The 24734-nt window shown below is 61.8% G+C and carries 22 protein-coding genes; 12 read left to right on the top strand and 10 right to left on the bottom strand.

Features of this window, described 5'->3' with window-relative positions:
• Positions 1 to 129: 129 nt before the first annotated feature.
• The 5 genes from HTT03_RS17535 (at position 130) to dxs (ending at position 4537) form a co-directional block, all read left to right on the top strand.
• Positions 130 to 642: a MarR family winged helix-turn-helix transcriptional regulator gene (locus tag HTT03_RS17535; protein WP_174861070.1), complete on the top strand. Its 513-nt coding sequence runs from the start codon at positions 130 to 132 to the stop codon at positions 640 to 642.
• Positions 639 to 1340: a response regulator gene (locus HTT03_RS17530; protein ID WP_174861069.1), complete on the top strand. Its 702-nt coding sequence runs from the start codon at positions 639 to 641 to the stop codon at positions 1338 to 1340. The genes HTT03_RS17535 and HTT03_RS17530 overlap by 4 nt, the downstream gene beginning before the upstream one ends.
• A 94-nt stretch (positions 1341 to 1434) precedes the next feature.
• Entirely contained in the window at positions 1435 to 1677 is a 243-nt protein-coding gene (locus tag HTT03_RS17525) for an exodeoxyribonuclease VII small subunit (RefSeq protein WP_174861068.1), read from the top strand.
• 8 nt (positions 1678 to 1685) lie between these two features.
• Positions 1686 to 2567, top strand: a complete 882-nt coding sequence (locus HTT03_RS17520; RefSeq protein ID WP_174861067.1) for a polyprenyl synthetase family protein — start codon at positions 1686 to 1688, stop codon at positions 2565 to 2567.
• 41 nt (positions 2568 to 2608) lie between these two features.
• Entirely contained in the window at positions 2609 to 4537 is a 1929-nt protein-coding gene (dxs, locus tag HTT03_RS17515) for a 1-deoxy-D-xylulose-5-phosphate synthase (RefSeq protein ID WP_174861066.1), read from the top strand.
• Positions 4538 to 4539: 2 nt separating this feature from the next.
• Here dxs and HTT03_RS17510 read toward each other — a convergent pair whose 3' ends face one another.
• The 7 genes from HTT03_RS17510 to HTT03_RS17480 form a co-directional block, all read right to left on the bottom strand.
• The gene (locus HTT03_RS17510) at positions 4540 to 5130 is read right to left on the bottom strand and encodes an exopolysaccharide biosynthesis protein (RefSeq protein ID WP_174861065.1); all 591 of its coding nucleotides are present in this window, start codon (positions 5128 to 5130) and stop codon (positions 4540 to 4542) included.
• Between the two features lie 14 nt (positions 5131 to 5144).
• Complete coding sequence (locus tag HTT03_RS17505) at positions 5145 to 5999, bottom strand: SDR family oxidoreductase (RefSeq protein WP_174861064.1); 855 nt, start codon at positions 5997 to 5999, stop codon at positions 5145 to 5147.
• An 80-nt stretch (positions 6000 to 6079) separates the two neighbouring features.
• Positions 6080 to 6778, bottom strand: a complete 699-nt coding sequence (locus HTT03_RS17500; RefSeq protein ID WP_174861063.1) for a YjbF family lipoprotein — start codon at positions 6776 to 6778, stop codon at positions 6080 to 6082.
• Positions 6775 to 8961, bottom strand: a complete 2187-nt coding sequence (locus tag HTT03_RS17495) for a YjbH domain-containing protein (RefSeq protein ID WP_174861062.1) — start codon at positions 8959 to 8961, stop codon at positions 6775 to 6777. The genes HTT03_RS17500 and HTT03_RS17495 overlap by 4 nt, the downstream gene beginning before the upstream one ends.
• A 130-nt stretch (positions 8962 to 9091) precedes the next feature.
• On the bottom strand, positions 9092 to 10972 hold the full coding sequence (locus HTT03_RS17490) for a polysaccharide biosynthesis protein (protein ID WP_174861061.1): 1881 nt from the start codon (positions 10970 to 10972) through the stop codon (positions 9092 to 9094).
• 257 nt (positions 10973 to 11229) lie between these two features.
• Entirely contained in the window at positions 11230 to 11841 is a 612-nt protein-coding gene (locus HTT03_RS17485; RefSeq protein ID WP_174861060.1) for a sugar transferase, read from the bottom strand.
• A gap of 10 nt (positions 11842 to 11851) precedes the next feature.
• Positions 11852 to 12721: an NAD-dependent epimerase/dehydratase family protein gene (locus HTT03_RS17480; RefSeq protein ID WP_174861059.1), complete on the bottom strand. Its 870-nt coding sequence runs from the start codon at positions 12719 to 12721 to the stop codon at positions 11852 to 11854.
• Between the two features lie 139 nt (positions 12722 to 12860).
• Here HTT03_RS17480 and HTT03_RS17475 point away from each other — a divergent pair, with 139 nt between their 5' ends.
• Entirely contained in the window at positions 12861 to 13979 is a 1119-nt protein-coding gene (locus HTT03_RS17475; RefSeq protein WP_174861058.1) for a polysaccharide biosynthesis/export family protein, read from the top strand.
• A gap of 34 nt (positions 13980 to 14013) precedes the next feature.
• On the opposite strand, the gene HTT03_RS17470 is transcribed toward HTT03_RS17475, so the two are convergent.
• The gene (locus HTT03_RS17470; RefSeq protein ID WP_174861057.1) at positions 14014 to 15258 is read right to left on the bottom strand and encodes a glycosyltransferase family 4 protein; all 1245 of its coding nucleotides are present in this window, start codon (positions 15256 to 15258) and stop codon (positions 14014 to 14016) included.
• A 115-nt stretch (positions 15259 to 15373) separates the two neighbouring features.
• Here HTT03_RS17470 and ade point away from each other — a divergent pair, with 115 nt between their 5' ends.
• From ade to msrA, 6 genes are all read left to right on the top strand, one after another.
• The gene (ade, locus tag HTT03_RS17465; RefSeq protein WP_174861056.1) at positions 15374 to 17176 is read left to right on the top strand and encodes an adenine deaminase; all 1803 of its coding nucleotides are present in this window, start codon (positions 15374 to 15376) and stop codon (positions 17174 to 17176) included.
• A complete protein-coding gene (locus tag HTT03_RS17460; RefSeq protein ID WP_174861055.1) occupies positions 17173 to 18636 on the top strand; it encodes an AMP nucleosidase in 1464 nt (487 codons plus the stop codon). The genes ade and HTT03_RS17460 overlap by 4 nt, the downstream gene beginning before the upstream one ends.
• A gap of 127 nt (positions 18637 to 18763) precedes the next feature.
• Positions 18764 to 19051, top strand: coding sequence for an HU family DNA-binding protein (locus tag HTT03_RS17455; RefSeq protein WP_007118569.1), 288 nt, complete (start codon positions 18764 to 18766; stop codon positions 19049 to 19051).
• A 687-nt stretch (positions 19052 to 19738) separates the two neighbouring features.
• The gene (locus HTT03_RS17450; RefSeq protein WP_174861054.1) at positions 19739 to 20608 is read left to right on the top strand and encodes a DMT family transporter; all 870 of its coding nucleotides are present in this window, start codon (positions 19739 to 19741) and stop codon (positions 20606 to 20608) included.
• A 79-nt stretch (positions 20609 to 20687) separates the two neighbouring features.
• Positions 20688 to 21137 carry a peptide-methionine (R)-S-oxide reductase MsrB gene (msrB, locus tag HTT03_RS17445; protein WP_174861053.1) on the top strand — a complete coding sequence of 150 codons (450 nt, stop codon included), beginning with the start codon at positions 20688 to 20690 and terminating at the stop codon, positions 21135 to 21137.
• Positions 21134 to 21643, top strand: coding sequence for a peptide-methionine (S)-S-oxide reductase MsrA (gene msrA / locus HTT03_RS17440; protein ID WP_174861052.1), 510 nt, complete (start codon positions 21134 to 21136; stop codon positions 21641 to 21643). The genes msrB and msrA overlap by 4 nt, the downstream gene beginning before the upstream one ends.
• Before the next feature lie 28 nt (positions 21644 to 21671).
• On the opposite strand, the gene HTT03_RS17435 is transcribed toward msrA, so the two are convergent.
• A complete protein-coding gene (locus HTT03_RS17435) occupies positions 21672 to 23678 on the bottom strand; it encodes a hydantoinase/oxoprolinase N-terminal domain-containing protein (RefSeq protein WP_174861051.1) in 2007 nt (668 codons plus the stop codon).
• A 5-nt stretch (positions 23679 to 23683) separates the two neighbouring features.
• Positions 23684 to 24730: a tRNA epoxyqueuosine(34) reductase QueG gene (gene queG / locus HTT03_RS17430; RefSeq protein WP_174861050.1), complete on the bottom strand. Its 1047-nt coding sequence runs from the start codon at positions 24728 to 24730 to the stop codon at positions 23684 to 23686.
• Positions 24731 to 24734: the final 4 nt, after the last annotated feature.

Genomic DNA, 24734 nt, shown 5'->3' with positions numbered 1-24734 from the left:
CAGCAGAACCAGACATTTAGTTGCGCAAAACTCACGATTCGATAGCCTTTCACTCTTGGAATGTCAACAACGCTGACTTAAACTGCCGTAAAGCGGCGCATGGGGCCGTGGCAGAGAATGAGGCATGATATGGCGGATGGCCGAATGATGGCGCCCCCGAGCGGCGAAAGCCTGCTGTTCCTGACTGACGAGCACCTGCGCCAAGCGATTGAGGCGATGTTCTTTGCCTATCGCGGCTTTACCGCCGATCCAGACCGCATTCTGGCCGATATGGCTTACGGACGCGCACACCACCGGGCGATCCACTTTATCAACCGTGCGCCCGGTACGACGGTCAATAATCTGCTCAACATCCTTGGCGTCACGAAACAATCGCTCAACCGTGTCTTGCGCACGCTCATCGCCGATGGTCTGGTACAAAGCAGGGTTGGCCGCAACGACAAGCGCGAGCGGCATCTGTTCCTGACCGACGAAGGCCGGGCGCTGGAGCAGAAGCTGTCAGACGCACAGCGCGCACGTATGCGAATGGCCTTTCGCACCGCCGGGCCAGAGGCCGTGGCCGGTTTCAGGACGGTATTGGAGGCGATGATGGACCCCGAAATGCGCGAAAGCTTTGACCGACTGCGCGACAGCGCCCCATGAATGAGGTGGACGCCCATTTGCTTGTTGTCGATGATGACGAGCGCATCCGCAGCCTGCTCAAAAAGTTCCTGATGCGGCATGGGTTTCTGGTCACCACCGCCCGCGACGCGGCCCATGCGCGGCGCGTCTTGGCAGGGCTGGAGTTTGACCTCATCGTGCTCGACGTGATGATGCCCGGCGAAGACGGAATGGCCCTGACCCGCGCCCTGCGCGAGAGCCTGCAAACCCCGATCCTGCTGCTCACCGCCAAGGGCGAGACCGACAACCGCATCGAAGGGCTGGAGGCCGGGGCGGATGATTACCTGCCCAAACCGTTCGAGCCGAAAGAACTGCTGCTGCGGATCAACGCGATCCTGCGCCGTATGCCCGACACCTCTGCCGCCGACGCCGCGCCAAAGGTGCTGTCCTTTGGCACAATCCGCTACGACATGGAACGTGGCGAGCTTTGGCAGGGCGACGAACTAATCCGCCTCACCGCGACCGAAGTGCATCTGATGAAAATTTTCTCGGCCCAGCCCGGCATAGCCCTCAGCCGCGCCAAACTGGTCGAGGAATTGGGCCGCGACCGCGGCCAAGCGCAGGAACGCGCGGTAGATGTCCAAATCACCCGGCTGCGGCGCAAGATTGAAAGCGACCCGAAGCAGCCGCAATATCTGCAAACCGTGCGCGGCGCGGGCTATATGCTGGCACCGGATTGATCCTTTCGCCTGTGCAATTCATCACCCCAGCCCGCTGGCAATGCGCCGCCACCCGTTCTATTGTCCCGCGAAATTCTGAAACAAGAGGCGCGCAATGTCTGACACACCTGTCGAAGAGATGAACTTTGAAACCGCGATGGCGGAACTGGAAAAGGTGCTTGGCCAGCTGGAGCGGGGTGACGTGGCGCTGGACGAAAGCATCGCGCTCTATGAGCGTGGCGCCAAGCTTAAGGCACGCTGCGAAGCCAAGCTGAAAGAGGCCGAGGAAAAGGTCGCGGCGATCACGCTGGATGGCGACGGCAATCCCAATGGGCTGAAACCCGTCGAAGGGCTTTGACAGCCCGGATGTCTTTTCAATCCGCCCCTTCGCTGCGCGACGCGCTCGCCCATGCCCGCGACCTCGCACAGGCCCAGATCGAAGCAGCCCTTGCGCCGCACAAAGGCGCGGTGGCCGAGGCGATGCGCTACGCCTGCACCGGCGGCAAGGGGCTGCGCGGGTTTCTGGTGATCGAATCCGCCCGTCTGCACGGCATCGCCCCCGGCATGGCCGCCCCGGCAGCGGGCGCCATTGAGGCGTTGCACGCCTATTCGCTGGTGCATGATGACCTCCCCTGTATGGACGACGACGACCTGCGCCGGGGTCAGCCTACCGTGCACCGCAAATGGGATGAGGCCACCGCCGTGCTGGCAGGCGACGCGCTTCAGACCTTGGCGTTCGAATTGATCGGGCATCTGCCTTGCACTGCCGAAGCGAGGCTGCACCTGATGACCAGCCTTGCGCAGGCCGCCGGCGTGGGCGGAATGGTTGGCGGTCAAGCCCGCGACATCGCGGCGGAGAGCGCCGCATCCCCGCTTTCGCTAGACGAGATCACAGCCCTGCAAGCAGGCAAGACCGGCGCCTTGATCGAATGGTCCGCGATGGCCGGGCCGCGCATGGCCGGGGCCGATGCCACCGCGCTCGGCAAATATGCCAAACACCTTGGACTGGCCTTTCAAATCGCGGATGACATTCTCGACGTCGAAGGCGACGCCGAAACCGTCGGCAAGGCCGTGGGCAAAGACGACGCGGCGGGCAAAGCGACCTTCGTGTCGCACCTCGGCCTCGACGGCGCAAAGACCCGCGCCGCCGAATTGGTGGACATGGCCTGTGACGCCCTATCTGATTATGGACAAGAGGCGCAGAGCTTGCGAGCGGCTGCGGCCTTCGTTATTGCCCGCGACAGCTAGTCGCGCAGCAGATGCGCCGCACCGGCACCAGAGAGGCCCCGATGAGTGACAGACCCGCTACCCCCCTGCTCGATCAGATCACCCGCCCGGCGGACCTGAAACGACTGTCCGACGCTGAGTTGACCCAAGTCGCCCGCGAGCTGCGGACCGAAACGATTTCAGCCGTGTCGGAAACCGGCGGGCATCTGGGCGCGGGCCTTGGTGTGGTGGAACTGACAGTGGCGCTGCACGCAGTTTTTGACACCCCGCGCGACAAGATCATCTGGGACGTTAGCCACCAGTGCTACCCGCATAAAATCCTCACCGAACGCCGCGACCGCATCCGCAGCCTGCGCATGAAGGACGGGCTCTCGGGCTTCACCAAACGCAGCGAGTCCCCCTATGACCCGTTTGGCGCAGCGCATAGTTCGACCTCGATCTCTGCCGCGCTTGGCTTTGCCGTGGGCCGCGACTTAGGCGGTGTGATCCCCGAAGGCTTGGGCGATGCGATTGCCGTGATCGGGGATGGCGCGATGAGCGCGGGCATGGCCTATGAGGCGCTCAATAATGCGGGCGATCTGAAAAAGCGACTGATCGTCATCCTGAACGACAATGAAATGTCCATCGCCCCGCCTGTGGGCGCAATGTCGAGCTACCTCAGCCGCCTCTATGCCGAAGCGCCGTTCCAAGATTTCAAAGCCGCCGCCAAGGGCGCAGTGAGCCTGCTGCCGGAGCCGTTCCGCGAGGGCGCGAAACGCGCCAAGGACATGCTCAAAGGCATGGCCGTGGGCGGGACACTGTTCGAGAACCTTGGATTCTCCTACCTCGGCCCGATCAACGGGCATGACATGGACCAGTTGCTGCCGGTTTTGCGCACCGTCCAGCAACGCGCCACCGGGCCGATCCTGATCCACATCCAGACACAAAAGGGCAAGGGCTATGGCCCCGCCGAAGCCGCGCGTGACCGCGGCCATGCCACGGCCAAATTCAACGTGGTGACGGGCGAGCAAAAGAAAGCCCCTTCCAACGCGCCGAGCTACACCCGCGTCTTCGCTGACAGCCTGCTGGCCGAGGCCGCCGAGGACGACAAAATCTGCGCCGTGACCGCTGCCATGCCCGATGGCACCGGGCTAGACCTTTTCGCCGAACGCTACCCCAGCCGCTGTTTCGACGTCGGCATTGCCGAGCAACATGGCGTGACCTTCTGCGCCGGGCTTGCGGCGGCGGGGATGAAACCCTTCTGCGCGATGTATTCGACCTTCTTGCAGCGCGGCTACGACCAAGTCGTGCATGATGTCGCAATCCAGCGCCTGCCGGTGCGTTTCGCCATTGATCGCGCCGGATTGGTCGGCGCTGACGGGCCAACCCACGCGGGCGCCTTCGATGTGGCCTTCCTCGCCAACCTCCCCGGCTTTGTGGTCATGGCCGCCGCCGATGAGGCCGAGTTGCGCCATATGGTCGCCACCGCCGCCGCTCATGACGACGGTCCCATCGCCTTCCGCTATCCGCGCGGCGAAGGGCGCGGGGTCGAGATGCCAGAGCGCGGCACCCCGCTGGAAATCGGCAAGGGCCGGATGATCAAGAAGGGCAGCAAAGTCGCGCTGCTGTCCTTTGGCACCCGGCTAGAGGAGGTCGAAAAAGCCGCCGAAGCGCTCAGCGCCAAGGGCATCACCCCCACCATCGCCGACGCGCGTTTCGCCAAGCCGCTGGACCGCGAGATGATCTTGAAACTGGCCGAAGAACATGAAGCGCTGATCACCATCGAAGAAGGCGCCGTGGGCGGCTTCGGCAGCCATGTGGCGCAGCTTTTGGCCGATGAGGCGGTCTTTGATAAGGGGCTGAAGTTCCGCTCCATGGTACTGCCGGATATCTTTATCGATCAGGCCAGCCCGGCGGATATGTATGCGGTGGCAGGTATGAATGCCGAACAGATCACCGCCAAAGTGCTTGATGTGCTGGGCGTATCGAATCTCGACGCACAGCGCGCCTAATGTCAGGTCGCGCTGAGCAGCAACCAAAGCCCGGCCCCTAGCGTGACCGCCACGCAAAGATAGCCCAGCAGCACGAACAGCCCGTCGCGGGTGAACAGACCAAACACCAGCAGCGCCACGGTCAGCGCGCCGATTGAAGACATCATCGGCAGCACCTCCATAAAGGGCCAGCCGATGGGGATCACCGCGACCATCAACAGCGTTAAAAACCGCATTGGACCGGTCGTCAGATATTGCAGCCTCGGGCGGCACTGACGATCCACAAAGGCACAGGGGCGGCGCAGGTAGCCCACGCAACTGCTCAGACTTTTGCCCGCGATCTCGCGCCGCAAGAGAAAACCCGGCAGCCACAGGCTGCGCTTCCCTCGCACCGCTTGCACCGCCAAAATGATGATGGTCAGGGCCGCCAAGGTAGAGACGCCGGGAATCCCCGACAGCGGAGAGACCAGCAGCAGCGCCACGATCAGAATGAGCGGCGTGATAGAGCGGTCACCGATTTCATGCAGAATATCTTGTATCGATACCGTCTCGCGCTGCGCCGCACGGTCCATACTGTCGAGCAGAAAGTGCAATGTATGTTCATCGCGGCGCATGGCAGGCCTCGGCTCTAACCGTCGGACGCCAGAAGAGCGGCCAGACCGGAGCGATAATCGGGGTAGATCGGCTGCCAGCCCAACGCGGCCTTGATATGATCGTTCCGCACCCGTTTGCTTTCGGCGTAAAAGCTGCGGGCCATCGGTGACATCTCTGCCTCGGCGAAATCCACCTTCGGCGGCAGCGGCAGGTCCAGCAGATCAGCAGCATGGGCGATCACATCCTGCGGCGGGGCCGGGTCGTCATCACAAAGGTTGTAAATGGCCCCCGGCTGCGGCTGCGCAAGGGACAGGTCCAACGCCTGCGCGATGTCCGCCACATGAATGCGCGAGAACACCTGACCGGGTTTGATGATCCGCCGTGCCTTGCCACTGCGGACCTTTTCAAAAGGGCCGCGACCGGGGCCGTAGATGCCTGCAAGGCGAAAGATATGGAGCGGCAGATCGGGGATCGCCGCCCATGCACCTTCGGCCTGAACACGTGCCGCGCCGCGCCGGGTCGAGGGGGTCAGGGGCGTGGTTTCATCCACCCAATCGCCGCCGTGATCTCCGTAAACGCCAGTGGTCGACAGATACCCCAACCAGCGCATCCCCGGCGCGGCCTTGGCAATATCATCGGCCAAGGCCAGCAGCACCGGATCGCCCTCCGGCCCCGGCCCTGCCGAGACCAGCACATTTGGCACCTCTTTCAAAAACGCGCCTAAATCGGCACTGGGCCAAAGCAACGGCTCCACCCCAGTCGCGGCAATCTCGTCCAGCTTATCGCGGCTTCGGGTAGTGCCGATGATGCGCCATCCCTGCGGGATCAGCCGCGCCGCCAAGGCCCGCGCTGTATAGCCGTGACCAATCGAAAGAAGCGTTTTTTCCATGCCGCCAAACTGACCCGCACGCCCGCTGATCGCAAGGGCGCAACCGCCTGCGTTCCGGCATTTGTTTCACGTGAACTTGGTCAGCCTTTAAGCCGATCAATCATCATATAGCCGTAATACGGACCCGCCCACTGGCGCGAACGACGCATCTTGCCACTGACGGCCTCGACCCAATACTCATTGGTAAAACGCTGAGCGCCAAAGCTGCAATCTTCGCGCAGATGATGCGTCGTGACACGCTGATCGACGATTTGGATGACTTCACGGCCCAGTTGCGTCACATCGCAGGAAAACGGCACTGTCTGTGCCGTGCCATCCAGCCGCGCCAGCGTGATAAGCCGCTCACCGCCGCCGCCCTGCCCGTCAAAACCGGCAATGGTCGTGGCGGCTTGGGCCGAGCGCATATCGCCTGTCAAACCCTTGGTGCCGACCAACACGCCCTCGCGCAGAATGATCTGCGCGTTGTCTGACGATTGCCAGACCTCAACCGTGCCGGGGGTTGGATCATTGCGCCGCCCAACCAGTTGCAAGAAATCCTGCAAGCCCGTGTTGTCGGGCACGACCTGCAACACCGCCCCCGGTGTTTTGTCGAGCAGCTCCCGCGTCACTTCGATGCGCCCCTTGGGCGCGCCGTCAGTGGCCGCGCGGCTGCGGATCGAATTGGCCAGTGCGGTCCCCGCGCTAAAGAGCGGGCTTTGCTGCGACTCACGCCCGCCAGTGGCGCAGGCGCTCAGGCCAAGGCTGGCGATCAGGAGCAACCCTGTTGCAAGATGCTTCATTCCCAGACCCTCGACCATTGATCTTCCAGCGCATTGCGGTGCCCGCTGCGCACGCTTTCATAAAGACGCCCCGGCGCCATCAGACGCGCCCCACCGTCCCGCTGGATCGGACGTATGGTGGCCGACACGCTGCGCTTGTCCGGCTCGCCAAGGAACCAGTTTATCGGGACCGTCAGATTGATCCCCTTGTCAAAGGAGCCTTCGCCAAACTCTTCGGAAGAGACATCGGTAAGCGTCGCGAATCCGCCAACCCGCCAGCCATTCTCAAACTCGCGCGTGATGGTGACTGTCGCTCCAAGATCCCCCGCGAGGTAGCGGCCCACATCCAACTGTCCGTGATAGCCGCCGCCGAACTCGTAATAGGCCGAGACATGGCCCGTCGCCACGCTGTAATCCTGAAACCCCAGCCCGCCGTCAAAATCACGCTGCTTGACGTAATTCGCCTCAACCCCAAGGGCGAGGTTGCTGGTGACCGGCTTCCACAAAAGCTCTGCCGACACGCCGCCGAACATCCGTTCGAAATAGCCCAGTGACACGCGCGCATAGAGGTCATTACCCGCCTTCCACCGTTTGCTGACATAGGCGGTGTTTAACGCGGTTTCACCTTGGTTGGCATAAAGGCTGCCATTGGTCCGAACTTTGGGCAGTCTGGAATTGCTGGTCCGGGGGTCGTCGCCCACATTGCCCCCAAGCCGATGTTGCAGGCTCCCTGCGATGGTCCAACCCGGCGCGGGACGGTAGCTTGCTGCGACTTCAACGCCGAAATCGAGACGTACAGGCTCTGTCGGGTCAAAATAGCTCGGCGAAACATAGGGGCCGATGGCCCAAGCGAAATCCGGATAGAGATCGGCATTCGTCATCGCACCGGGCAGGCGCGGCGCAGCTTCGCCGATACCGCTAACGGCCAGCAGCGCATCTGCGGCCATCGGGTCAAACTCCAACGCTTCCAAGTCCGAGCGACGGACCGTCACCGCGGATTGCGCCAGATTTTCCTCCATCAGAACGATGCGGAAAGTCTCGACCGAGGCAGGCAGAACCTGTGCCATCGCCCGCGCCGCACGGCCCACCGCCACGGCAGGCGCTTGATAGCGGTCATTGCGCAGCCGCAACTCGCCGCTGGCCGGTGACAGTTGCAAGGCGACCAGGGCCAAACCGCTTTCGCTCAACACTGACTTCAAGTCATCTCGGTAGCTGATCTGACTCTGCGTGCTGGCCGCCCAGCCTGTGTCCCATGCTTGCGGGGCTGCCGCGCGGCTGGGGCGTACGTTCAACGGCAAGGTTGGGGTCACCGTCAGCGGCGTTGCCGGGTTACGCGGGTGGAACTGGTATTGGAAGTTCACCCCAACTTCGGAGCCATACAGATAATAGGCTCCCAGCCGAAGCCCTTGGGAGTATTGATATTCCGTCCCGAGGTTGACCTGCGATTTACGGGTAAACACATCGCGCCCGCTGTCTTCGGCCACATAGGCATCAGAGCTATATTCCGCCTTGAGCGCCCAGCGGTCGTTGACCTGCCATTCAACCCCGGCAAAGGGTGCAACAGGCCCGCGGAACCATTGATCGAAAGACAACTCGCCCCCGGTATCTCCGGCCGTAAAGCTGCCACGATCGCTGCCAAATGGCGTGCCGATGCTATTCGAACTGCCAAGCCGCCCCCAGCCGAGACCGCCGGTTACCTTCAGCGTGCCGGGCAGCGGGCTGTTGTCGAAGGTCTTGGTCGCGACGACATATTCTCCGGCATAAATCCCGGTGCCTGCGAAATCCTGTAAGCCGACGGTGACGGCGGGCCAGAAGCCATCCTCTTTCTTCAGCAGGTAGCGCAGATCGAAACTGCGGTCGCGGTAGGTTTCAAAACCGTTCGCGTTCCAGTCTTGAATCCCGACATAGCGAAAGCTCGCCGACAGGCGCGGGGTGGCCTGAAAAGACAGCGTAGTGCGGGTCATGCCGCCAAAATGCGAAACGCCGATGGCAAATTGTCCATCCGGCATGGCTTCGGCGGTGGGCATGTCCACCAACCCCGGTGCGCCATAGAAGTTCAGCGAGGGCCGGTCTGGCGTGTCGAAGATTGAATAGGCGGTCTCAGCCGCTGCTTGATCTGCACTGCCAGCCCCCAGCGCCGCAACGCAGAGCGCCGCTTTGCCAGGCCACCAAGCGCAGTCCCGCAGTTTTCGTTCTGTCCCCATGCGCCCTATCGCCCCTTGCCTGCGTTTGCCCGACCGATTTGGCACGGACCGTGGGTAGAAATCAATCTTCATACCCGCCCCGCGCGACCTGTATCAATAAGCGCGGCAATAACGCGACAGACGGCGCGCCTCAGGAGCTTTTGCGCATCGCTTCGGGGGCCTCAAACCCTTCGACCCAGCGATAGACCACAGCGCGGGCCAGTTCTTCATCATTCGCCACAACCGCTTCGCGCAGATCGCGCAAGACGACGGCAATCTCCACTTCGTTCAACCCTTCCTCTCGGGTTGAGAAAATCTTGGGGTGCCGTGTGCCGATCAAGGTTCCGCTGAGGGTTAGCTCCTCGGTCATCTTCTCGCCCGGGCGCAGACCCGTGATCGCGATCTCAATATCACCGTCGGGGTTGTCCTCATCGCGTACGGTATAGCCTGCCGTTTCGATCACCTGCCGGGCCAGCTTCAGAATGGGCACTGGCTTGCCCATATCGAGCACAAAGACTTCGCCCCCATCGGCCTGTGCCCCCGCTTGCAATACCAGTTGCACGGCCTCCTCCACGGTCATGAAGTATCGAGCAACGCCACGATCCGTCACGGTCAAGGGGCCGCCGCGGCTAAGTTGCTCTTGGAACAAAGGCACCACAGAGCCGGAGGACCCCAGAACATTGCCAAAGCGCACCATTGAAAAGATTACCCCATCCGGCCCGCCGTATTTACGCGCCATATCTTGCAGGACAAGCTCGGCCAGACGCTTGGAACCGCCCATGATATTGGTCGGGCGCACGGCCTTGTCGGTGGAGATGAGGATAAAGCGCTCCACCCCCGCCCGTGCGGCCTGTTCGGCCAGCGCTTGGGTGCCCAAGACATTGTTCACCAAGCCCGAGAGCGGGTTTGCCTCGACCAATGGCACGTGTTTATAGGCCGCCGCATGGAGGATCACGTTAACCTTGTGTTGAGACAGCACTTTGCGCAACTGCCGACTGTCGGTTACCGACCCCAAGACAGAGACAACCTCAATACCGGAGCCTTCGGCCAACTGCCGCATCTCCATGTCTGTGTTGTAAAGAGCGAGTTCGCTCAGCTCGAACAGCACCAGTTTCGTCGGGCGCTGCTCTAGCACCTGACGAGAAATCTCAGACCCGATCGACCCGCCCGCGCCGGAGACGAAGACCACTTTGCCACTATAGGCCGCGCCGTGGTCATTCGCATGAGTCACCTCATCGCGGTTGAGGAACCGTCGCGGGGCCACCGGGGCCAGCTTATCTACCAGCGCTTCCTCACCAATCAACTGCGCGAAAGACGGCAGGGTTTGCACCTCCAGCCGCATCTTTTCCAACCGCCGGGCAATCTGCGCCTGTTTGGGTACACTCAGCGATGGCACCGCGAGCAACACCCGGTCGATCTGTTTTTCCGCCACCAGTTCCGCCACGCGCATGGGCGAATATACCGGCAGCTTTGCCACCCTAAGCCCTTGAAGCGCCACGTTATCATCGACAAAGGCGATCGGCTCAATTTGTTCATGGCCGCGCAGGGCCGACACCAGTTGCGTCCCGGTGGTGCCTGCGCCGTAGATCAACACCCGGCACCGCGTTGGCCCCTTGCGATAAATCATCAGCACCACTTGCAACAAAAGTGCGCGGGAAATGACCACGAAGGAAAAGAAAAACGCGCCGAGTATGACGTGCAAGCCAAAAGGGTAGTCCGGCCCCAGCACCCATGAGGTGAGAAAAGACGTGGTCGCCAGAATCGCGCTTAATATCGCCGTCGCACCAACGGCGGCGGTCTCATAGGCGTTCAACTGTATGCTGCAGACACCCAGCCAGATCGACGCACCCGCCCCGACAAGCAGTAGATAGGGCAAGATCGACAGGTAGCTGAACAGCGATTCAGCAAATCCCGCGGGCAGCCCACGCAGTGCCAAAGCCGCGACCACCGCAAGGATGAGCAACACCGAGTCAAAACTCAGCATAATGATGCGTTTTTGTTGTTTGGTCAGCGATTGAACGAAGCTCAACATTCGCTATTTCCTGCTATCTGTCATACGATCTGTGGCGTCCAATATGACCAAACGCCGCCAAACGCGCCCGGACGATCCGGCAGCGCTCTGGCATATCGTCGGGATCACGAGCAAGGGCTTTAGCGATATGCGCCGCTAGAATCCTTAACTTTTTCCCCAACAGGCGGCACGATGCCACGATCTGTTCAGAAAAACCACTACTTAGGCGGGATTCCCTGCCAAATGCCCTGTCAGACATTACAGAGCCACTCACTTAACTACCCGCGCCGGAACAGATTACCGATGGTTTGAAACACCAGATCAAAGTCGTAGCAGGTGCTTTGATGCCGCTGGTAGATCAGGTCAAGCCGTGCTTTTCGTGGCACACAGACCCGGCAGTAAACATCGTCGGTTTCTTCGGGCGTCTGACAGCGGGACAGCAGCCTGTCTTCGTGTTTGTGAAACCGAATGGTAGCAAGCCCAGTCACCCCCGGTCGGGATTTAAGGACCTCTTGGTAGATCTCGGGGAAGCGTTCGACATATTCGCGCAGCGGTGGGCGTGGGCCGACAAAGCTCAAATCGCCGCGCAGGATATTCCACAGTTGCGGAAACTCATCCAACCGCCGCGCGCGCAGCCAAGCGCCCGTTTCGGTGATCCGGCTGCGTTTGTTCCCGCCAGAGACCCCCTGATCGCCCTCGACAACCGTCATGGTGCGCAGTTTCCAAAGGTTGAAGCTCTGATCCGGCGTTTTCATCCGTTCCGCCACATGAAACAGCGGACGCCCTTCCTTGAACAGCAACCAGACCAACAGGCCCAGCAAAATGGGGCCGAGGATGATCACCAGGAGGCTGGCGAAAAACAGATCGAAAAGGCGTTTGCGCCACGTCATTCAGAAAAGCTCATGGATTTTGTCTGTCCTGCTGCCACTCACCGACCAATCCGGCGGGGCTGGTGTTTTCTGGCGCAAAAGGCACAAGGCGTTCAAGCGCATTCGTGTCTAATTCCACCTTAGCAATGCTCTCTGCCCCCGCAGGGCGTGGTTGCCATGCCAGCCCTGCCGCATCCAGCAGCGCCCCCATCTCAACGACCCCCGGTGCGGCTATGTTTAACACGTCAGGCAAGTCTGCACTGCCGCAAAGCCCATGCATCACCCGCGCCAGCGTGACCGGCCCGATATAACTGCGCCGTGGTGTGCGCCCGTCTGCAAATTGGTCAAGCGCCATACCGGGCCGCCACCCGCCAAGGATCGCGTCAGCGCCCGCCACATTACCAATCCGTAGAATACGCGCGATACCCGCCCCGCGGGCCAGTACGGCCTGCTCCATCGCCAGCTTGGCACGGCCATAGTCTGACAGGGGCGTCACAGCCTGCGTTTCGGACATTGCGCCCTTGCCTGCACCATATACCGCCGCCGAGGACGCAATAAGCACCCGCGACACCCCGGCCGCTTGGGCCAAGTCCAACGCTGCAGTGGCAAGCGTGGTATTATCGCTCATCGGTTGGCCATTGCGGGCGGCGGCGGGCGTCACACCCGAAAGGCAAATAATCGCCCGCACCCCTTCGGCTGCCCGAAGCGCGGCGTCAGATGGCGGTTGCCCCGGCAGTGGCAGATCAAACTGCGCGAAACCCGCCATTGCGCGTCGGCTTTGGCATAGCAGGTCTCCCGCTTGCGGCCAATGGCGGCGCAGCATCCCTCCCAACCGACCCGTCGCGCCCAGCAATAGCACGCCGCCAGACGGTCTGATCTCCTTTGAAGTGATTGACGTCATGGGCTTAGTCTCTATCCTGCTGCATATCGAACTCTGGGGGGCGGGGTTCATATCATCCTTTACCATTACCGGTGCCTTCCTGCATACAGATGCGGACCACCCGGTTCATCGAAAAACATAGAAAGCGGTCACGCGTTATATGAAGCATATCAGCAAGCTCTTTCTGTCGGCCCTGCTGGCGGTGTCTTTGGCAGCCTGCGGTGCCCTGCCACGGGGGGCTGCGATCGAAAAAGAGGTCACGCAGGACGCAACCGCGCCGGGGGCTGATATTGCCGTTTACCCCGTCACCCGCGCCTTTTTGCCCAGCGTCGCACAATGGCCTCAGACAGGGGTCCGCCGTCATGGTTGGATCGGCGCGAGCCGAGGGTCGAACGCCCAGGTCATCCGCCCCGGCGACCGGCTGGATGTTCAGGTTTGGGACAGTGGGGAAAATTCTCTGCTGACCTCCCCTGCTGAACGGGTTGCCAATCTGGCAGGCATCCGGGTTTCAGAATCTGGTACGATTTTCGTGCCCTATGTTGGCAAAATCCGTGTTTCCGGGCGCACGCCTGAATCCGCGCGTCTGCTGCTGCAACGCCAGCTCGAAGCCATCGTGCCATCGGCACAGGTGCAACTGGCAATGACCGAAGGCCGCGGCAACGCGGTTGATCTCGTTGGTGGGGTGAATGCGCCCGGCAGTGTGATGATGCCGGACAACAACTATACCGTTCTCGCGGCGATCTCTGCGGGCGGGGGAGTTCGAAACGGCCTTGAGAACCCGCAGGTCAAGCTGGTGCGTGGCCAGAACATCTACGCCACGTCAATCGATCGGCTCTATGAAAACCCGCATCTTGATACCCGGCTGCAAGGCGGCGACAAACTGATCATCGAAGAAGACCGCCGCTACTTCCTGTCGCTCGGCGCGGCGGGAAAAGAAGCGCAGTTCCGCTTTAACCGGGACGAGGTTTCGGCGCTGGATGCCTTGGCGATCATCGGCGGCGTGAACGACTCCCGCGCCAACCCTCAAGGCATTCTGATTCTGCGTGAATACCCCGCCAGCGCGGTCAGTGCCGGGGTGCGCGGGCCGCGCCGGACGCGGGTGGTCTTTACGCTGGATCTGACCACCTCTGACGGGCTTTTCTCAGCCCGCAATTTCCAGATTCATTCCGGCGATCTTGTTCTGGCCACAGAAAGCCCGCTGACAGACACACGCACCATTCTGGGTCTTGTCGGCTCGGTCTTTGGCGTGGTCCGATCTGCAGGAAACCTCGGCAACTGACCCCCAGCCAGATCGGCGCAGTCCCCGCGCCGGTCTAGCGGATCCGTTTCTCCTCAGGCACCAACGCGTTGATCTGCGCCAGATGCTTCGGCAGGCAATGGGTCAGGAAATCATATTTCGCCACCACATGGCCCCGCGCTGCGGGGCCAAGATGCGCATGGGCCTTTGGGTTGGCCAGCACATCAACCACCTGTGCCGCCAGCGCATCGGGGTCAAAGAAATCCACCAGCATCCCGGTCTTGCCATGGGAAATCGCCTCGCGCACCGGCGCCACATCGGCGGCGACAATCGTGGCCCCCATCGACATCGCCTCTAGCAAAGACCACGACAGCACAAAGGGCATGGTGAGATAGATGTGACAGCGGCTCAGCTGAACCAGTTTCTGAAAGTCAGGATAGGGCACTTTGCCAATGAAATGCACCCGGTCCCAATCCACCTCATGCCCGACCTCGGCCGCCATTTCACCGCGCAGCCCGCCGGGGTGTTTGCTCTTGCCGCCATAGGACACGTCATTGCCGCCCACGATCACCACCCGTGCATTGGGCCGCTCACGCATGATCCGCGGCAAGGCTCGCATCATGATATGAAAGCCGCGGGTCTTCTCAAGGTTGCGGGAGATATAGGTGATGACCTCATCATCGCGCGTCAACGGTTTGGCCAGACGCCCCAATCCCAAGCTCACCTCCGGGTCAGGCCGCAGCCGGTCCGTGCGAATCCCGTCATGAGTGACGTATAATTTGCGGTGAAAGCTCTCCGGAAACCGGTCGCGCTGCCAGACCGTTGGGCACTGACCCAGATCGACCGTCTCAATATTTGCCAAAGGCACGATATTGCGGGCGTGGTTCAGATAGGGCGCATGGCCCGATGGGGGGTCGTCGGGGTCAAACCCGACCGTGCCGCCGGTCATGTTGTAGTAATACTCGAAATAGCCAATGATCGGCACGTCTGCCCAAAGCTGTTTAAAAAAGGTAAGCTCCCCCCAGCCCACATGGCCGATGATGATATCGGGGCGAAAGTTCTCCTTTACCTCAATCTGGCGTGCTGCGTTGACCGCGCCAAAGCCATTGCCTGCGGCTTCCTCCCAGATTTTAGACAGGCCATAGGCGCTGGGCTCGGGCCTGTGATGCGGGCGGTAGATGCGTGTCTCAATACCCGGCAAGTTCGGAGCATCCCGGCGCTGGGTCAGAAAGTAGATACGATGTCCACCGGCCTGTGCCAGCCATTCAATGAGCTCGCGGTATTGGCCCGGCATGTTCTGGTGCACAAAGAGAAAATTCATCCGCCGCGCCTCGTCTTTTGCGTCTTGGCCCACTTAACCGCAAGCGACTTGCGCTGGCAATAACACCCCCACGCGGCTGGCTTGAACCTCCCTCGCGCCTATGTCACCTTGGGCCATGACAGATAAAACATTCCCCTCCTGGCCCGATGTGGCCGCGCAATTGGTCGATGTCGCCGCCGGACGGCGCGCAGCTGACACGATCATCACCGGTGGCATCTGGGTCAATGTTCACACCCGCGAATGCCTGCCTGATCATGACATCGCCGTCGCCGCCGGGCGCATCGCCTTTGTCGGCCCTGACGCCAGCCATTGCAGGGGTGATGATACCCGCATGATCGAGGCGAAGGGCCGCTATATGGTCCCCGGCCTTTGCGACGGGCATATGCATATCGAGAGCACCATGCTCACCCCCGCGGAGTTCGCCCGCGCCGTGATCCCGCATGGCACGACCTCGGCCTTCACCGATCCGCATGAGATCGCCAATGTCCTCGGCCTAAACGGCGTGCGCATGATGCATGACGAAGCGCTGATGCAGCCCATTAATATCTTCACCCAAATGCCCTCCTGCGCGCCCTCCGCGCCGGGGCTGGAGACCACGGGCTTCGAAATCACCGCCGAGGATGTTGCCGAGGCGATGGCATGGCCCGGCATCGTCGGCTTGGGCGAGATGATGAATTTTCCGGGCGTCAGCAATGCCGACCCGCAGATGCTGGCCGAGATCGCCGCCACCCAACGCGCGAACAAGACCGTCGGCGGCCACTATGCCTCTCCCGATCTTGGCCCCGCCTTTGCCGCCTATGTCGCAGGTGGCCCTGCGGATGACCACGAAGGCACCTGCGAGGCCGACGCCGTGGCGCGGATGCGGCAGGGGATGCGCTCGATGATCCGGCTCGGCTCCGCTTGGTATGACGTCAAAACTCAGATCACCGCGATCACGGAAAAGGGTCTCGATCCGCGCAATATGATCCTCTGCACCGATGACAGCCATTCCGGCACAATTACGAACGACGGGCATATGAACCGCGTTGTCCGCCATGCCATCGACTGCGGCTGTGACCCGTTGATCGCCCTGCAAATGGCGACGATCAACACCGCCACCCACTTTGGGCTGGAACGCGAGATCGGCTCGCTGACACCGGGCCGCCGCGCCGATGTAATTCTGACGTCTGACCTCAAGACCCTGCCAATCGAGACCGTCATCGCCCGCGGTGACGTCGTAGCGGAAGACGGCAAATGCCTTGTCGACTGCCCCCATTACGATTGGCCTGACATGGCTCGCCAGACCGTGAACATGGCCCGCGACCTGAGCGCCGATGACTTCGACATCCCCGCCCCGGAAGGTGCCAATGCCGTCACCGCCAATGTGATCGGCGTGGTCGAAAACCAAGCGCCCACGCGTGCGCTGAAATTCGAATTGCCCGTCACCGATGGCCGCGTGCAGGCCACGGGCGAGGTCTGCCAAATCGCCTTGGTCGAACGCCACCGCGCCACCGGCACCGTGACCAACGCCTTTGTTTCTGGCTTTGGCTATGAAGGGCGCATGGCCATGGCCTCTACCGTCGCGCATGACAGCCACCATATGATCGTCGTCGGAACCGATGCCGAACAGATGGCACTGGCCGCGAACCGGCTGCGCGAGGTCGGCGGCGGCATCACCATCTTCCGCGAGGGCGAGGAACTGGCGCTTGTCGCCCTGCCCATCGCGGGGCTGATGTCCGACCGCCCCGCCGCTGAAGTCGCTGCCGATGCCGACCGTCTTGTACAAGCGATGGTCGATTGTGGCTGCAAGCTGAACAACGCCTATATGCAGCACTCGCTGCTGGCCCTCGTCGTGATCCCGGAACTGCGTATCTCGGACCTTGGGCTGGTCGATGTGCAGAAATTTGAAATCATCCCATTGTTAGAGCCGCAAACATGAGCACCATCCTCACTCCGGACACACCGAACCCCGAAGAGTTTCGCGACGCCACTGCCGCCGTGGATCGGCTGACCGAGCTTTACGAAAGCGCCACCCAGTTCCTGCGCGACGGCTTTACCACCGCCATGCAGAGCAGCGCGCCAGAGGCCCGCATCCGCGCTTTCTATCCCGAAGTGCGCTTTCGCACCTCGTCTTTTGCGCATGTCGATACGCGATTGTCCTTTGGCCATGTTTCCTCTCCCGGCAGCTTTTCTGCGACGATCACCCGGCCTGACCTGTTTCGGAACTACCTGATCCAACAAATCGGTCTGCTCATCGAAAACCACGACATGCCAGTGACCATCGGCCCCTCGACCACACCGATCCCGGTGCATTTTGCCATGGGCGGCGACAATGCGATGAACGTGCCGCAAGAGGGGGCTGCCGACTTCACCCTACGCGATGTTTTCGACGTGCCAGACCTCAGCACCACCAATGATGACATCGTCAACGGCACCTATGTCCCCGAGGATGATGTGCGCCCGCTCGCGCCCTTCACCGCTCAGCGGGTCGATTACTCCCTCGCCCGGCTCGCGCATTACACCGCCACGGACCCGGAGCATTTTCAGGCCCATGTGCTGTTCACCAACTACCAGTTCTACGTGACAGAGTTCGAGCAATACGCCCGCGCCATGCTGCGCGACCCGGAAAGCGGCTACACCTCCTTTGTCTCCACCGGCAATGCCGAGATTAGCGACCCAGATGCGCCGCTGCCGGAGACGCTGAAGACCCCGCAGATGCCGACCTATCACCTCAAACGCGCCGACGGCTCTGGCATCACGCTGGTTAACATCGGGGTCGGCCCGTCGAACGCAAAAACCGCCACCGACCATATCGCCGTGCTGCGGCCCCATGCGTGGCTGATGGTCGGCCACTGTGCCGGCCTGCGCAATACGCAGGCTCTGGGCGACTTCGTGCTGGCGCATGGCTACCTGCGAGAGGATCACGTTCTGGACGACGACCTGCCGGTCTGGGTGCCGATCCCGGCCTTGGCCGAAATTCAGATCGCCTTGGAGCAGTCGGTGGCGCAGGTCACCCAGCTTGAAGGCTATGAGCTCAAACGCATCATGCGGACCGGCACCGTGGCGACGATTGACAACCGCAACTGGGAGTTGCGCGACCAATCCGGCCCGGTGCAACGCCTCAGCCAGTCCCGCGCCGTGGCGCTGGATATGGAAAGCGCGACGATTGCCGCCAATGGCTACCGCTTCCGCGTGCCCTACGGCACACTGCTTTGCGTGTCGGACAAGCCGCTGCACGGTGAATTGAAACTGCCTGGCATGGCATCTGACTTCTACAAAACCCAAGTCGCACGGCATTTGATGATCGGAATTCGCGCCATGGAACTGCTGCGCCGTATGCCGTTGGAGCGTATTCACAGCCGAAAACTACGGTCGTTTGACGAAACCGCGTTCCTATAGGGTTAAAAACAGCGGAAAATCGCATGTTTTAGCGTCCTGAGCGCCACAATTCGTTGTGTTATCCCACAACATACCGTTACATTCCGGCCATGAGGCCCTAAAACGCGGGCAGTCTAAGGAGAATAAAATGGCAAAACCGATGACCAAGACCCAGCTCGTCGCTGCACTGGCAGAAGAGATGGACACCGACAAGAAATCCGCAGGCGCAGCGCTCGACGCCGTTTGCAACCTGATCACCCGTGAAGTGTCCGCTGGCGGTGCCGTGACCCTGCCGGGCGTTGGCAAAATCTATTGCCGTGAGCGCCCTGAGCGGATGGTCCGCAACCCCGCCACTGGCGAGCAGTTCAAGAAAGACGCCGACAAAGTGGTCAAGATGACCATCGCGAAGGCGCTGAAGGACAGCGTGAACGAGTAAGCCTTTGGCTGAATGTTTACGAAAGGGTCGCCTTCGGGCGGCCCTTTTTTGTTGAGGGGGGGGAAGGCGAGCGCCCGCGGCGCAACACCAAACTCAGCGACGGTCGGTGTCGTAGCACTGCATCTCTATCAACCCATGGATTAGTGGCTTGAGGGCCATCGCCTGCCCGCGGGTCGGCGATCTGAGGTCCCTGACTACCACTTTATAGTTCAGCATTGATGTGCGCTTGCGAGGTTATACCCAGCATCACCAAATCGCCTACACGGGGGGCGGGCAGGCGATGGCCCGGCGCCTGCGGCTTGATTCCGGGCTGGTGGCAGATGGAACCGGGGAACCGCTTGTCTGCCAGTTCGTGATCTAGTTATCTAAGGTCAGGACCTGTCCGCAGGTTGGCGATCTGACGTCGCATCGTGCCACTTTATGGTTCATTTATAATGTGCGTTCGTAATGTCGCACCTAACCCCATCTAATCGCCTCCCCGGTCGTACCAAAGGTGCGCCCATCATATTCTGGCGCACGTTGGCATGGCAGGCAGGCGATGGCCCGACGCCTGCGGCTTCATTCCGGGCCGGGTGGTATTCTTAAAGGTCGGGTATTCCAGACCGTCTGCGCAACCTGCCAAACCCGCCTTGTCCTCCCTTCGCAAACCCGCCATTGCTTAGCAAGTTCAGAACAGGGGGGCATCTCATGGACATACGCGCAATTCTCATGGGGTTGGCCTTTGCCATCATGTGGTCCTCGGCCTTCACCTCTGCCCGCATTATCGTGATGGACGCCTCTCCACTTTTGGCCCTTTCCCTACGCTACCTCATCTCCGGCCTCATCGGCGTCGGCATAGCACTCGCCTTGGGCCAAAGCTGGCGCCTCACCCCCGCCCAATGGCGCGCCACGATCATCTTTGGCGTGCTGCAAAACGCAGTTTACCTCGGCCTCAACTTCATCGCCATGCAAACCATCGAAGCCTCCCTTGCCGCGATCATTGCCTCTACCATGCCCCTGCTCGTCGGCTTCGCAGCATGGGCTTTCTTGAGCGAGAAACTCCGCCCCTTAGGCATCGCGGGCCTCCTCGCAGGCGTCCTCGGCGTCGCCATCATCATGGGCACGCGTCTCGGCGGCCAAGTCGACCTCTACGGCCTCATCCTCTGCGCCATCGGCGTCGTCGCTCTCACCGCCGCCACCCTCCTAGTGCGCGGCGCGACCTCAGGCGGCAACTTCCTCATGGTCGTCGGCCTGCAGATGCTCGTCGGCTGCGTGGCCCTCTCTATCGCGACCCTCCTGTTCGAGACTCCCCGCATCGACCCCAGCCTGCGCCTCACCCTCGCTTTCGCCTATACCTGCCTCGTCCCCGGCCTTGCCGCCACCGTGGTCTGGTTCTGGCTGGTCAACCGCATCGGCGCCACGCGGGCGGCGACCTTCCACTTCCTCAACCCGTTCTTCGGCGTGGCCATCGCGGCGCTGCTGCTGGGCGAAACCCTCGGCCCGCGTGACATCCTTGGCGTGGCGATCATCGCGGGCGGCATTCTCGCGGTGCAAGTCTCGCGCCAGCGCAAAGCGTAACACCTCTGTGAGCCGCAAACCCTTTGAATTCCACCATCAGACCCCATTTAATAGGCCAAGCCCATAACCGGAGGACGCCATGCCCCAATACGAGAAAACCACCGCCGCCATTGACGCGCTCACACCCGAAGAGTTCCACGTCACCCAACGCAGCGGCACCGAACGCCCCGGCACCGGCAAATACCTGAACAACAAAGAGCCGGGCATCTATGTCGACATCGTCTCGGGCGAGCCGCTCTTTGCCTCCTCGGACAAGTACGAAAGCGGCTGCGGTTGGCCCAGTTTCACCAAACCGATCGAGCCTGCGTATGTCGAAGAACATGAAGACGCCTCGCTCGGCATGGTCCGCACCGAAGTGCGCAGCAAACACGGCGACAGCCACCTTGGCCATGTCTTCCCCGACGGCCCCCCTGACCGGGGCGGGCTGCGCTACTGCATCAACTCCGCCTCCCTGCGCTTCATCCACCGTGACGACATGGAAGCCGAAGGCTATGGCGAGTATCTCAACCAAGTGGAGAACGTAACATGACAACCGAACGCGCAGTATTGGCGGGGGGCTGTTTCTGGGGCATGCAAGACCTCATCCGCCGCCGCCCCGGCGTGGTCTCGACCCGCGTCGGCTATACCGGCGGCGATGTCCCCAACGCCACCTACCGCAACCACGGCACCCATGCCGAGGGGATCGAGATCATCTTTGATCCCGAAAAAACATCCTATCGTGAACTGTTGGAATTCTTCTTCCAGATCCACGATCCCACCACAATAAATCGCCAAGGCAACGACATCGGGATGAGCTACCGCTCTGCGATCTACTATGTGAACGACGAGCAGAAAGCCGTGGCCGAAGACACCATCGCGGATGTCGAAGCCTCCGGCCTCTGGCCCGGCAAAGTCGTGACCGAAGTCGAACCAGTTGGCGATTTCTGGGAAGCCGAGCCGGAGCATCAAGACTACCTTGAGCGTCTGCCCAACGGCTACACCTGCCACTTCCCCCGCGCCGACTGGGTGCTGCCCAAACGCGACGCTGCTGAATAAATCACTGCCCCCGGCCCCGCGCCGGGGGTCAGCCTACCGCCACACGCGGCCGACCAGAGGCTTCGACGGTCACGTCAGCCTCAACAAAAACTTCGCGCCCCTCAACACCCGCCGTGCGAATGTCGCGTGAGACCTGCACCTCAATCTCCGCCGCGCCCGCCGCTTTGGCCCGCGCCCGCGCTTGTTGGGTCAAAACCATCTCTAACAAGGTCAAAGCGCCCTCAGGATCGCTGAAATCCTCTGGGCCTTCGTTAAGATGCACGCGGAACTTCCCGGCGCCGGGCGACGTCACGGACCCGCTTTGCCGCATGATGACCCGCCCCACGACGGCGCCAATCGCATTGGCCACCCCCGCATGTTCCGGCAAGATCATTTCGGTCCCCAGCCGCGCGCCCACCGCCGGATAGTAGCTCTGCGCCGAAGCGCCCAGCCCCACGACAGGCAGGTTCAGCCCCGCGTCCATCCGCAATAAACCACGGTGCCCCACCAGCCCCCGTTCCATCAATATATGCCGCGCCAGCGTCTCTGCCGGCAGGTCGAAACCGGGGTCTTCCTCGGCAAAAGCAGTCTCTAACAAGGCCAAACTTGTCTGATAGGTCAGACGGTCGATGATGATCTGCGCGAGTTGCTCAGGTTTAAGACAGAACGGGTTGCCCGATCCACCCCGCTGCCGCCCGAACAGTTCCAATGCCTTGCGTGCAGCGCTGGCGTCCCACGCATCCAACCGCCCCGCCACATGGCTCGCGTCCGAAGGCGTCACTGCTGCAACTTGCACCAACCCCCGCGCCACGAGTCGCGCCAAAGTGCTCTGTTCGATCCGTGACAGCAGGATAGCACCCAAAGGATGCACCGCGGCGCCAATCCGCTCCAACAATGCCGCCTCTCGCGGAGCAAGCCCCTCCGCTTCCTGCCCCGCCACAGCCCGTACAAAGCGCCCATCATGCGCCCCCGGCACCTTTCGCCGCAACTGCGCATCAAGGGCCGCATGCACCACCTCTGGCGCTTCCGTGGCAATGAGCGAGACCGGCAGGACCCGCTTTGGCCCCAAGGTCACCTTTGCCTCCAACCCTTCGGCAACAAAATGCACCTCACTGTCCCCGCCCAGCCCATGGGTGCGCATCGCCACCGCTTCGACCATCGTGCGATACGGCCCCACCTGCGCGCCAGCCGGATCAATCGCAGGCCGCCCATCGCGCAACAGCGCCACATCCGTCGTCGTCCCGCCAATGTCCGACACCAGCGCATGTTCGGCCCCCGTCAGCCACCGCGCCCCGACCAAGGACGCCGCTGGCCCGCTTAGAATCGTCTCAATTGGCCGCTGCCGCGCCTGCGCGCTCGACATCAACGCCCCGTCGCCGCGCACTACCATCATTGGCGCGTCGATCCCCAATGCGCGCAACTGCGTCTCCGCCCGCCCGATGAGACGGTCAATCATGCCAATCAGCCGGGCATTCAGCAGCGCAGTCAGCGCCCGTTTCGGCCCGTTCAACCGCGCTGATAGCGCGTGAGAGGTTGAGACAGGCCGCCCCGTCACCGCAGCCACCAGTTCCGCCACCCGCAACTCATGCGCGGGGTTGCGCGTGGCAAATTGGCTCGCCACGGCAAAGCCGCTGACGCTTTGCTTATGTGTCTCTAAAAAGGCCGATAGCGCCGCTTCATCCAGCGCTTCCACCTCAGCCCCGGCATGGTCATGACCGCCTGCAAGCATTAGATGTGGATCACCGCGCAGAGCCTCTTCCAGCCCATGCGCCGCCAAATCTCGCGCCCGAAACCCGACATAGATTAGCGCCACGCGCCCGCCCTGCCCTTCGACCAGCGCATTGGTCGCGAGCGTGGTCGAGAGCGACGCCATCGCAATCTCCGAAGGCGCCACCCCCGATTGCGCCAGTACCGCGCTCACGGCATTGCCAACACCAACCGCCAAATCCGCCCGCGTTGTCAGCGCCTTGGCCGAGGCAATGACCTGCGTCTCATCCCGGATCAACACGGCATCCGTATAGGTGCCGCCCGTGTCCACCCCCAATAGAACCGCCATCGGCCTTACCCCAATCGCCCCGCTGCCCAGCGCGCCGCATCGGCCACTGTCGGGTCAGCATCCTCGGCCAGAGCCTGCGCCACCGGACGCAACTCCGCCAGTCCAGAATTGCCAATGGCGTAAAGCACGTTCCGCACAAAACGATCCCGCCCAATCCGCTTGATCGGAGAGCCGGAAAACCGCGCCCGAAACGCCGCGTCATCCAGCGCCGCCAGTTCCGCCAGATCGGAAGGCTGCACCGCTGGCCCATGATAGCGCATGTCGCTCGCGGCGACGGCAAACTTGTTCCACGGACAGGCCGCCAGACAATCATCACAGCCGTAAATCCGGTTGCCCAGCTTTTCGCGCAACTCTAGATCCACCGGGCCTTTATGCTCAATCGTCAGATAGGAAATGCAACGCCGCGCATCGAGCTGATAAGGCGCGAGGAAAGCCTCGGTCGGACAGACCTCCAAACAGGCGCGGCACGACCCGCAGTGATCAACCTCCCGCGCGTCAGGCTCTAGGTCCAGCGTCGTAAAAACAGAGCCTAAAAAGGCCCAATTGCCGAACTTCCGGCTTAACAGATTGGTATGCTTTCCCTGCCAGCCCAGCCCCGCCGCTTGCGCCAACGCCTTCTCTGGCACGGGCGCGGTATCAACGAAAACCTTCACCTCCGGATCAGCCGCGCGGGCCTCTTCCATCAGCCAACGGGCCAGCCGTTTCAGCCGCTTCTTAACAATGTCATGGTAATCGCGCCCCTGCGCATAGACCGAAATCGCACCCTTCTCAGGCTGCGCCAACACCGCACGCGGATCATGTTCGGGCGTATAGCTTTCCGCCAGCATGATGACCGAGCGTGCCTCGGGCCACAGGGCTGCCGGATTGCCGCGCCAATGCATCCGCTCTTCCATCCAGCCCATCTGACCATGAAAGCCCGCTTCGACAAAGCGCTCCAACCGCTCCGGCACCTCCGGCACATCGCTGGGCCGACAGATGCGGCAGGCGACAAAACCTTCCTCAAGCGCACGTGCCACCACCCGCGCTTTCAAGGCGTCCCTGTCCACGGTCATGCCT

Origin of the sequence: Sulfitobacter maritimus (assembly GCF_013346665.1) — a bacterium.
GTDB classification, from domain to species: Bacteria; Pseudomonadota; Alphaproteobacteria; order Rhodobacterales; family Rhodobacteraceae; genus Sulfitobacter; species Sulfitobacter maritimus.
Note: the sequence above shows the minus strand (reverse complement) of the source record. Positions and strands in the feature narration are given on the sequence as shown.

Coding starts and splice junctions, on each gene's coding strand:
- HTT03_RS17535 (WP_174861070.1), top strand. CDS start 130: ATGGCGGATGGCCGAATGATGGCGCCCCCGAGCGGCGAAAGCCTGCTG.
- HTT03_RS17530 (WP_174861069.1), top strand. CDS start 639: ATGAATGAGGTGGACGCCCATTTGCTTGTTGTCGATGATGACGAGCGC.
- HTT03_RS17525 (WP_174861068.1), top strand. CDS start 1,435: ATGTCTGACACACCTGTCGAAGAGATGAACTTTGAAACCGCGATGGCG.
- HTT03_RS17520 (WP_174861067.1), top strand. CDS start 1,686: ATGTCTTTTCAATCCGCCCCTTCGCTGCGCGACGCGCTCGCCCATGCC.
- dxs (WP_174861066.1), top strand. CDS start 2,609: ATGAGTGACAGACCCGCTACCCCCCTGCTCGATCAGATCACCCGCCCG.
- HTT03_RS17510 (WP_174861065.1), bottom strand. CDS start 5,130: ATGCGCCGCGATGAACATACATTGCACTTTCTGCTCGACAGTATGGAC.
- HTT03_RS17505 (WP_174861064.1), bottom strand. CDS start 5,999: ATGGAAAAAACGCTTCTTTCGATTGGTCACGGCTATACAGCGCGGGCC.
- HTT03_RS17500 (WP_174861063.1), bottom strand. CDS start 6,778: ATGAAGCATCTTGCAACAGGGTTGCTCCTGATCGCCAGCCTTGGCCTG.
- HTT03_RS17495 (WP_174861062.1), bottom strand. CDS start 8,961: ATGGGGACAGAACGAAAACTGCGGGACTGCGCTTGGTGGCCTGGCAAA.
- HTT03_RS17490 (WP_174861061.1), bottom strand. CDS start 10,972: ATGTTGAGCTTCGTTCAATCGCTGACCAAACAACAAAAACGCATCATT.
- HTT03_RS17485 (WP_174861060.1), bottom strand. CDS start 11,841: ATGACGTGGCGCAAACGCCTTTTCGATCTGTTTTTCGCCAGCCTCCTG.
- HTT03_RS17480 (WP_174861059.1), bottom strand. CDS start 12,721: ATGACGTCAATCACTTCAAAGGAGATCAGACCGTCTGGCGGCGTGCTA.
- HTT03_RS17475 (WP_174861058.1), top strand. CDS start 12,861: ATGAAGCATATCAGCAAGCTCTTTCTGTCGGCCCTGCTGGCGGTGTCT.
- HTT03_RS17470 (WP_174861057.1), bottom strand. CDS start 15,258: ATGAATTTTCTCTTTGTGCACCAGAACATGCCGGGCCAATACCGCGAG.
- ade (WP_174861056.1), top strand. CDS start 15,374: ATGACAGATAAAACATTCCCCTCCTGGCCCGATGTGGCCGCGCAATTG.
- HTT03_RS17460 (WP_174861055.1), top strand. CDS start 17,173: ATGAGCACCATCCTCACTCCGGACACACCGAACCCCGAAGAGTTTCGC.
- HTT03_RS17455 (WP_007118569.1), top strand. CDS start 18,764: ATGGCAAAACCGATGACCAAGACCCAGCTCGTCGCTGCACTGGCAGAA.
- HTT03_RS17450 (WP_174861054.1), top strand. CDS start 19,739: ATGGACATACGCGCAATTCTCATGGGGTTGGCCTTTGCCATCATGTGG.
- msrB (WP_174861053.1), top strand. CDS start 20,688: ATGCCCCAATACGAGAAAACCACCGCCGCCATTGACGCGCTCACACCC.
- msrA (WP_174861052.1), top strand. CDS start 21,134: ATGACAACCGAACGCGCAGTATTGGCGGGGGGCTGTTTCTGGGGCATG.
- HTT03_RS17435 (WP_174861051.1), bottom strand. CDS start 23,678: ATGGCGGTTCTATTGGGGGTGGACACGGGCGGCACCTATACGGATGCC.
- queG (WP_174861050.1), bottom strand. CDS start 24,730: ATGACCGTGGACAGGGACGCCTTGAAAGCGCGGGTGGTGGCACGTGCG.